This is a genomic window from Oleiphilus sp. HI0125 (genome assembly GCF_001635355.1).
In genome coordinates this window covers 1-629 of record NZ_LWGF01001431.1, presented here as the reverse complement: position 1 = coordinate 629, position 629 = coordinate 1, and the positions used below count along the sequence as shown (strand labels likewise).

General features: G+C 47.4%; 2 protein-coding genes. Both read right to left on the bottom strand.

The window, feature by feature from the left end; all coding sequences use genetic code 11:
• On the bottom strand, positions 1 to 424 hold a 424-nt coding region (locus A3762_RS24435; RefSeq protein WP_156493727.1), incomplete at its 3' end, for a biotin/lipoyl-binding protein.
• Positions 421 to 629, bottom strand: a 209-nt coding sequence (locus A3762_RS28030) for a hypothetical protein (RefSeq protein WP_197469562.1), incomplete at its 5' end; no start/stop codon positions are given. The genes A3762_RS24435 and A3762_RS28030, both read right to left, overlap by 4 nt.

The following is a 629-nucleotide window of genomic DNA, read 5'->3' as shown; positions in this document are numbered from 1 at the left end:
CGATACCGGCAACCTCTGCCGCTAAACGCATTTCTTCTGCAACGAGCGAGGATGTTTCGGCAACCGATTGTGCTAGTGAGCCGCCGGCGGTTGTTGCATCTAGTTCCATGAGTAGATCACCCGCTTCCACGGTTTGGCCTTCACGCACATGAATAGCGCTTATAATACCGCCATCAAGATTTTGAATGACTTGTGTATGACTGAGCGGAATGGCTTTTCCTTGGCCGCGAACAATCTCATCAATACTCGAAGTATAAGCCCAAGCAATGAGCGCGAGTACCATGACGAGCAACACCCATAAGGTGATTTGCGCCACTTTGGGCGTACGCATTAACTCGCCTTGCGAGGCATCTGTAATAAAATCTAAGTCTTCTTGATGCAGCTTCTTCAATTGTTTTTTGCTGAGGTGATCACTAGTGCTCATGCTTCACCTCCGTCTTTAGTATCGGACTTACCTTGTGCAGGTATTTTTCCTGATAAGCGATCGAGTATTTCTTGCTTGGCGCCGTGCATTAGAATTTCACCATCATCCATTACCGCGAGCGAGTCGAGCAAGCTCAGTATTGCAAGACGCTGTGTAAATACGATGATGGTCTTATCAGATGCAAGCTTGCTTAAACGCGTGATTA